Raw genomic sequence first — 8,590 nt, 5'->3', positions numbered from 1 at the left:
AAGGCGCGCGCCCGCGCCGAGAAGCGCTTCGGCGCGGCCGCGTAGCTACGCCGCCGCGAGCGAGGCGTTCTTGTCCGCGAGGTAGCGGAGGTACGGCTCCGGGTCGATCGGCCCGCCGGCGACCCGCGCGGTCATCTCTGCCGGCGTGAACTTGCGCCCGTGCCGATACAGGTGCTCGCGCAGCCACCCGTGGATCGCGCCGAACGATCCCTGCTCGACCTGCTCGTACGCATCGGCCAGGTCGGTCACGAGGCGCTCCCAGATCTGCACCGAGAGGACGTTCCCCAGCTGGTAGGTCGGGAAGTACCCGAACATGCCGCCCGACCAGTGCACGTCCTGGAGGACCCCGAGACGGTCGTTCGGCGGCCGGATGCCGAGCAGCTCCTCGAACTTCGCGTTCCAGGCCTCGGGCAGGTCGGTGGTCGTGAGCCCGCCGAACAGAAGCTCCTGCTCGAGCTCGAACCGCAGGATGATGTGGAGCCCGTACGTGGTCTCGTCCGCGTCCACCCGGATCAGCGACGGCCGCGCGCGGTTGATCGCGCGGTGGAAGCGCTCGAGCGGCACGTCGGCGAGGACGCTCCCGAAGCCGTCGCGGAACTGTGGGTAGAACCACCGCCAGAACGGGAGCGAGCGGCCGATCACGTTCTCCCAGAGACGGCTCTGCGACTCGTGCAGCGCCGACGAGCACCCCGTCGCGAGCGGCGTTCGGTCGAGCGCCGTGTCGCCGCCGTGCTCGTAGAGGCCGTGACCGACCTCGTGCATCGTCGAGAAGATCGAGTTCCCGTGGAGGTCGTCCTCGGCGTACCGCGTCGTCAGACGGACGTCCCGGGTCGCGAACGAGATGCAGAAGGGGTGGACGGTGGGGTCGAGGCGGAAGCAATCCTCGGTTGCGCCGAAGGCGCGGGCAACCGTGAGCGAGAGCTCGTGCTGTGCCCCGCGCGGGTACGGCCCGGCGACGAAGGCCTCGACCTCCTCGTCCACGGCCGACGCGAGGAGATCGCGGAGCGCGGGCCGTAGGCGCTCGAACACGCGGCGCACCTCGTCGGTGCGCATGCCCGGCTCGAAGTCGTCCAGCAGGAGGTCGTAGGGGTCCTCCGTGGCGGGGAAGCACTCGATGTAGCGGTGCTTGAGCTCGAGCGTGCGGTCGAGCCACAGCCGGAAGCTCGCGTAATCGTCCCTCGCCCGCGCCTCCGCCCAGGCCTCCATCCCGGCCGAGGCCACCCTCGTCATCTCGCCGCGCAGCTCCGGGGGGATGCGCCGCGCCTTCTCCCAGTCCCGTCTCGTCACCGCGATCAGGCACGCCTCGTCCGAGTCGGGATCGAGATCGGCCTCCGAGGGGCGCAGCTCGTCGAGCAGCTCGCCGATCTCGTCCCGGACGAACAGCTCGTGCGCGAACCGGTTGAGCGTCGCGAGGCCCTCGGCGCGGGTCTCCGCACCGCCGCGCGGCATCATCACGAGCTGATCCCACTCGAGCACGCGGGCCGCGATGACCAGGTCTTCGATCTGCGCAAGCTCGCGCCGAAGGGTGCTCAGGGCGTCCGACACGGCGACGGAATCCTAGACGGCTGCGATGCGCCGCGCGCGAGCCCTGGAACCGCGCGCGCGCCCATGACCGACATCAGGCGTCTCGCCCGGGTTCGGGCAAGATCCGAACGCCGTCCACCCGGACACCCTGGTCGGCGTCGGCGAGGAGCTCGGTGTCCGAGTCCGAGTCGCCGTAGGCCCAGAGCTCCGCGTTGGCCAGTCCCGCGCCGTCGAGCCACTCGCGCACGCGACGGGCCTTCTCCGCCCCGCGGCAGTTCGCACCGACGAGGCGCCCCGTGAGGACGCCGTCCGGAGTGCGCTCGAGCACCGTGCAGACGACCCCGTCGACGTCGAGCAGCTGCCCGAGTGGGACGAGGTACGGCTCGAGGGACGCGGAGGCCAGGATCACCGTGTGGCCGAGCTCCCGGTGCCGCCGCAGCCGTTCCGTCGTGTCGTCGCGCAGCCAGTCGGACGCGACCTCCCGGGCGAATGACGTGCCGAGTCGGTCGAGCTCGGCCGCATCCCGACCGCGGAGCGCGCTGCACGCGAGCTGCTTGAGCCCGTCGCGATCTCTGCGCGCGAGCGAGGCTCCGAGCGCGACCGGGTGACGGAGGAGCGTCGTCCAGAGGCGTGTCCCGGCAGCCCGACGGAGGAACGGCGTGACGCAGTCGCGGGTCGTCAGCGTGCCGTCGACGTCGAACGCGGCGACCACGGGCATGGCTGGGGGCGAGTCCGGCACCGCCGAACGAGGCTATACACTCGTCTCGTGTCCGACGGCCCGGAGATCTTCGACGACCTCTACCTCGGTCTCCAGGCCGGGGGGGCCCTGCGCAAGCAGCGGCGCGGCGAGAAGCTGACCGAAGAGGAGCGCGAGGCGATCGGCCGCTGGCAGCAGATGTCGATGTGGCGGAAGGGCATCGCGGTCGGCGCGTTCGCGGTCGGCACGTTCGGGCTCGGCTTCACCCTCGGCGGGCTGGTCTTCGGCCGCCGCGCCCGCAAGGCCTGACGCCGAGAGTCGAGCGCCGCGCGTCGCCCGGGGAGCGCGGAGCGGCACTTCGGGAACGCTAGACGAACGTATGTTCTGGCGATAGACTGGGTTCCGTATGCCCGCAGAAGAACTGGTCGTTCACGGCGCCCGCGAGCACAACCTCAAGAACGTCACCGTCGCGCTCCCGCGGAACGCGCTCGTCTGCGTGACCGGGCTCTCCGGCTCGGGCAAGTCATCGCTCGCCTTCGACACGATCTACGCCGAGGGACAGCGCCGCTACGTGGAGTCGCTCTCCGCGTACGCGCGCCAGTTCCTGCAGATGATGGAGAAGCCCGACGTCGACTCGATCGACGGGCTCTCGCCGGCGATCTCGATCGACCAGAAGACGACCTCGCGCAACCCGCGCTCGACGGTGGGCACGGTCACGGAGATCTACGACTACCTGCGGCTCCTCTACGCGCGGGTCGGGAGGCCGCACTGCCCCATCTGCGGCAGGCCGATCGCGGGGCAGAGCCTCGACCAGATCGTCGAGCAGGTGCTCGCGCTCCCCGAGGGGACGAAGTTCACCGTCAACGCCCCGGTCGTCCGCGACCGCAAAGGCGAGTTCCGCGACGTGCTCGAGGAGCTTCGCCGCGACGGGTTCACACGCGTGAAGGTCGACGAAGAGCAGCGCCTGCTCGAGGAGGAGATCGTCCTCGACAAGAAGTTCAAGCACACGATCGAGGTCGTCGTCGACCGGCTCGTGATGAAGCCCGACCTGCGCCAGCGCCTCACCCAGTCCGTCGAGACGGCGACGTCGCTCGCCGGCGGGCTGGTGGCCGTCGACGAGGTCGACGGCGGATACCACCTCTTCAGCGAGAACTTCGCGTGTCCCGAGCACGGCGTCGGGCTCCCCGAGCTGGAGCCGCGGATCTTCTCGTTCAACGCCCCGCACGGCGCGTGCCCGCGCTGCACCGGCCTCGGCTCGCAGCTCGAGATCGACCCCGACCTGCTCGTCCCCGACCCGAGCCTCTCGCTCGAGGAAGGCGCGTTGGTGCCGTGGTCTCTCGGCGGCCAGGGCTTCTACGAGTCGGTCGTCAAGGCGATCGCCGACCGGTACGAGATCGACCTGCACACGCCGTGGCGGGAGCTCGAGCGTGAGCAGCAGGACCGGTTCCTGCACGGGACGGGCGGCGACCGGATCCTCGTCACGTACCGCAACCGGATGGGCCGCAAGCGCCAGTACACGATGGCGTTCGAGGGGCTCCTGGCGAACCTCCAGCGCCGTTACCGGGAGACCGACTCCAGCCAGCAGAGGGAGCGCATCGAGGAGTACATGTCGATGCGGCCCTGCCCCGTCTGCCACGGTGCGCGGCTCAAGCCCGAGGTGCTCGCGGTGACGGTCGGCGAGAAGTCGATCCACGAGTTCTCGCAGCAGTCCGTGACGGCAGCCCTGCGCTTCGTCGACGGGCTCGAGCTGACGCCGACCGAGGAGCTGATCGGGCGGCGCATCCTGAAGGAGATCCGCGAGCGGCTGACGTTCCTGGACGACGTCGGCGTCGGCTACCTGAACCTCGATCGCGCCGCGCGCACGCTCTCGGGCGGGGAGGCACAGCGCCTCAGGCTCGCGACGCAGATCGGCTCACAGCTCGTCGGCGTGCTCTACATCCTCGACGAGCCGTCGATCGGCCTCCACCAGCGCGACAACGGGCGGCTGATCGCGACGCTCGAGCGGCTGCGCGACCTCGGCAACACCGTGCTGGTCGTCGAGCACGACGAGCAGATGATGCGCGAGGCGGACTGGCTCGTCGACATGGGCCCGGGCGCCGGCGAGCACGGAGGAGAGGTCGTCGCCGAAGGAACCGCGGCGCAGGTGATGCGCCACGACCGATCGGTCACGGGCGACTTCCTCTCCGGCAAGCGCCGGATCGAGGTGCCGGTGCGGCGTGACGATGACAGGGGGAGCTTCCGGGTGCTCGGCGCGAGCGAGCACAACCTGAAGGACATCGACGTCGAGTTCCCCGTCGGCAAGCTCGTCTGCGTCACGGGCGTCTCGGGCTCCGGCAAGTCGACGCTCGTCAACGAGATCGTCTACAAGGCGCTCGCGAACCGGCTCCTGAAGACGCGGACGAAGCCCGGCGCGCACCAGTCCGTCGAGGGCATCGACTGCTTCGACAAGGTGATCGAGATCGACCAGACGCCGATCGGGCGGACGCCGCGGTCGAACCCCGCGACGTACACCGACCTGTTCACGCACGTCCGCGAGCTCTACTCGCTGACTCCCGAGGCCAAGGTGCGCGGCTACAAGCCCGGCCGTTTCTCGTTCAACGTGCGCGGCGGCCGCTGCGAGACGTGCAAGGGCGACGGGCAGATCAAGATCGAGATGCACTTCCTCCCCGACGTGTACGTCCCCTGCGAGACGTGTCACGGGCGTCGCTACAACCGCGAGACGCTCGAGGTGCGGTTCAAGGGCAAGTCGATCGCCGACGTGCTCGAGATGTCCGTCGAGGAGGCGCTCGAATTCTTCGCGAAGATCCCGAAGATCCGCCGGCGGCTGCAGACGCTGCACGACGTGGGGCTCGACTACATCCGCCTCGGCCAGCCGGCGACGACTCTCTCGGGCGGCGAGGCGCAGCGGGTGAAGCTCGCGGCCGAGCTCTCGAAGGTCGCCACAGGCAGGACGCTCTACATCCTCGACGAGCCGACGACCGGTCTCCACTTCGCCGACATCGAGAAGCTGCTCGAGGTGCTCCAGCGGCTCGTGGACGCGGGCAACACGGTGCTCGTGATCGAGCACAACCTCGACGTGATCAAGCAGGCGGACTGGATCGTCGACCTCGGGCCGGAGGGCGGCGAGGCCGGCGGCGAGGTGATCGCCGTGGGCACGCCGGAGGCGATCGCCGAGGTCGAGGAGTCGCACACAGGCCAGTTCCTGCGCAGCGTGCTCGCCGCGCCTGCCGCCGCGGCCGCCTGAGCGGCGGAGCCGGCTGGACGCCGGCGACACTCGCCTGAGATGCTCGGCGCGATGCGGACGCGGACCGCGATCGGTGCCCGCCTCGCCGCGGTGCGGGAGCTCTGGGGCAACCCCGGTCTCCGTCGAGCAGAGCTGGCGTGGGGCGGCTTCCACGCGGCCGAGTGGGCGTCGCTCGTCGCCCTGAGCGTCGTCGCGTTCGAGGCGGACGGAGCAGGCGCCGTGGGCCTCGTCCTCTTCGCCCGGATGGTCCCGAGCGCGTTCGTTGCGCCGTTCGTCGCGGTCGTGGGCGATCGCTACCGCCGCGAGCGGATCCTTCTCGTCGTACACGTCGTCCGCGCGGTCGCCTGTCTCGGCGCCGCCGCCGCTCTCGCGCTCGGGAGCGCCACCTTCGTCGTGTATGCGCTCGCGGTGCTCGCGGCTGTACCGCTCGCAGCCCACCGGCCCTGCCACCTGGCGCTCGCGCCGCTGCTGGCGCGGACGCCGCGAGAGCTCGCGGCCTCGAACGTCGCCGCGCTGACGTTCGAGTCGACCGCAGTGCTGCTCGGACCCGCGGCGGCCGCCCTACTCCTCGCCGTGTCTACTCCGGCCGCCGTCTTCGGCGCGTGCGCCGCGGCCTCCTTCCTCTCGTTCGTCGCGGTCGCCGGCATCCGCCCGTCGTCGGTCGCTGAGTCCCGGGCCGAGCGGGTCGGCGTGCTGCGCGAGCTGCGTGAGGGAGCGCGGGAACTGGCGCGGAATCGGCCGGTGCGGCTCCTCGTCGCGTTGTTCGGTGCTCAGGCGTTGGTGCGGGGTGTGCTCGGTGTGCTGCTGGTGGTCGTCGCGATCGAGCTCCTCGGAATCGGTGAATCGGGCGTCGGCGTCCTCACCGCCGCGTTCGGGGTCGGCGGCATTCTCGGCGCGCTCGCCGGCATCAGCCTCGTCGGCCGTGGGCGGCTCGGCCGACCGTTCCAGCTCGCCCTGGCCGGCTGGGGCCTTCCGCTCGTGCTGATCGGGGTCTGGCCGGAAGGTGCGGTGGCCCTCCTGTGCCTGGCGCTGTCGGGGCTCGCGAACAGCCTTCTCGACGTCGCGGGGTTCACGAGCATGCAGGAGCACGTGGACGAGAGCGTGATCGGCCGGGTCTTCGGGCTCTTCGAGCTCGTCGTGATCGCAGCTGTGGGCATCGGGTCGCTCCTCGCCCCGCTCGCGATCGACGCGCTCGGCGCGCGCGGTGCGTTGATCGCGGCCGGCGGGCTCCTCGCTGTCCTCGCTGCGATCGCGCACCGCCCGCTCCTGCGCATCGACGACGGGGTGGAGGTGAGCGTCGCCGAGCTCGAGCTCCTCCAGGGCACGACGGTCTTCGCGCCGCTTCCCTACTCGGCGTTGCGACAGCTCGCGTCGTCGCTCGGGGAGCATCGCGCTGCGGCTGGAGAGGTGATCGTGCGGCAGGGGGACGACGGCGATCTCGTGTACGTGGTCGCGGAGGGCCGCCTCACGGTCAGTCGGGACGGCGAGGTGCTACGCGAGCTCGGCCCGGCCGACGTGTTCGGCGAACTCGCGCTCATCCTCGACGTGCCCCGCACGGCGACTGTCACCGCCAACGAGCCGGTCGTCCTGCGGACGCTCGGCCGCGAGCGATTCCTCGCTTCGGTGACGGGGAACCAGCTGAGCCACGAAGCGCTCCGCCGCCTCGTCGCGGCCCGGACCCCCACTGAGCTCGCGGTGACGTCCGCCCCGTCGGGCTAGGCCGGAGCGGCGCACGCGTGGACCAGCGCCGCTTCGTCCCCTGCGACTAGCCTCCGTCGTCGTGAGCCCCCTCCGCACGGTCGCGATCATCGGAGCAGGGTTCAGCGGGACGACCATCGCGGTCCACCTGCTGCGTGCCGCTCCTTCGTCCGTCGGCCGTCTCCACCTGGTCGAGCGGGCAGACCGGGACGTCGGCGGCGTTGCCTACCAGACCCCCTCGGCCAGCCACACGCTGAACGTGCCCGCCGGCAGGATGAGCGCCTTCGAGGACGACCCGGACGACTTCCTGCGCTTCGTCCGCCGCCGCGAGCCGTCGCTGACCGGAGGGTCCTTCGTCCCGCGTCGGCTGTACGGGGAGTACCTCACGGAGACCCTCGAGCACGCGCGCCGCGAGTCGAGCCTGCCGTTGCTCCGCGTCGCCGGCGAGGTCGTCGCGGTACGGGAGAGCCCCGACGACCTCGCTCTTCGGCTGGGCGACGGTCGCGTCCTGAGGGCGGACCACGCCGTGCTCGCGATCGGCAACTACCCGCCGTCGGACCCATCCGCGGCCGATTCCGCTCTCGCCGAGAGCATCCGCTACGCACGCGACCCGTGGTCGCGGGACGCGCTCGAGATGGACCGCGACGAGGACGTGCTGCTCGTCGGCACAGGCCTCACGATGTGCGACGTCGCGCTGGCGCTGCGCGATGCCGACCACCGGGGTCGGATCCACGCAGTCTCGCGGCGTGGGCTCCTACCCCAGCCGCACAGGGTGTCCGCGAAGCCGCCGCCGCATCTCGATCGCCCGCAGACCATCGACGAGTGGCCCGGCACGGCGCTCGGGATGCTGCGCGGCCTCCGAAGCGAGGTGCGGGAGAAGGCCCGTGGGGCCGTCGACTGGCGCGAGGTCGTCACATCGATCCGCCACGACACCCCGGCGCTCTGGCAGCGCCTCGACACGGTCGAGCGGCGCCGCTTCCTCGACCACCTGCGGCCGTACTGGGAGACCCACCGCCACCGCTCCTCTCCGGAGACGGCCCTCGGCGTCGCGGAGCTGATCGAGGCCGGCCGTCTCGACGTGATCGCGGGCCGGCTCGAGCGGCTGTCCGACGACGTCGATGCGGTCCTGGCGACGTTCGTCAGGCGCGGGGCGAGGAGCGCGGAGTCACTCCGCGTCGGCAAGGTGATCAACTGCACCGGCCCCGACACCGACCTCGCACGCGTGCGCGACCCGCTCGTGGCCGCGCTCCGGCGCGACGGGCTGATCCGCCCGGACGAACTCGGGCTCGGGCTCGACTCCGACGAGGACGGCCGGCTGATCGCAGCCGACGGCCGGGCGAGCAGCCGCCTCTCGCTCGTGGGGCCCTCGCGGAAGGGCCGCCTCTGGGAGAACACCGCAGTGCCGGAGCTCCGCGTCGAGGCGAGGC

Annotated in this window: 6 protein-coding genes; 4 read left to right on the top strand and 2 right to left on the bottom strand. The window is 71.4% G+C overall.

Annotation, left to right across the window (positions count from 1 at the left end; genetic code table 11):
- Positions 1–45: 45 nt before the first annotated feature.
- Complete coding sequence (locus VFO26_RS10255) at positions 46–1,545, bottom strand: carboxypeptidase M32 (RefSeq protein WP_325114877.1); 1,500 nt, start codon at positions 1,543–1,545, stop codon at positions 46–48.
- Between the two features lie 73 nt (positions 1,546–1,618).
- On the bottom strand, positions 1,619–2,263 hold the full coding sequence (locus VFO26_RS10250) for an HAD-IB family hydrolase (RefSeq protein ID WP_325114876.1): 645 nt from the start codon (positions 2,261–2,263) through the stop codon (positions 1,619–1,621).
- A gap of 27 nt (positions 2,264–2,290) precedes the next feature.
- On the opposite strand from VFO26_RS10250, the gene VFO26_RS10245 reads away from it, so the two are divergent.
- From VFO26_RS10245 to VFO26_RS10230, 4 genes are all read left to right on the top strand, one after another.
- Positions 2,291–2,530, top strand: a complete 240-nt coding sequence (locus VFO26_RS10245; RefSeq protein WP_325114875.1) for a hypothetical protein — start codon at positions 2,291–2,293, stop codon at positions 2,528–2,530.
- A gap of 97 nt (positions 2,531–2,627) precedes the next feature.
- Positions 2,628–5,465, top strand: a complete 2,838-nt coding sequence (uvrA, locus tag VFO26_RS10240; RefSeq protein ID WP_325114874.1) for an excinuclease ABC subunit UvrA — start codon at positions 2,628–2,630, stop codon at positions 5,463–5,465.
- A gap of 51 nt (positions 5,466–5,516) precedes the next feature.
- The gene (locus VFO26_RS10235) at positions 5,517–7,184 is read left to right on the top strand and encodes an MFS transporter (protein WP_325114873.1); all 1,668 of its coding nucleotides are present in this window, start codon (positions 5,517–5,519) and stop codon (positions 7,182–7,184) included.
- Between the two features lie 61 nt (positions 7,185–7,245).
- Positions 7,246–8,590 (top strand): FAD/NAD(P)-binding protein (locus VFO26_RS10230; protein ID WP_325114872.1); only part of this gene is annotated, 1,345 nt, incomplete at its 3' end.

Source organism: Gaiella sp., from assembly GCF_035710885.1.
In the GTDB taxonomy this organism is placed as follows: Bacteria; Actinomycetota; Thermoleophilia; order Gaiellales; family Gaiellaceae; genus Gaiella.
The sequence above is the reverse complement of the archived record's forward strand: the minus strand, read 5'-3'. Positions and strand labels throughout refer to the sequence as shown.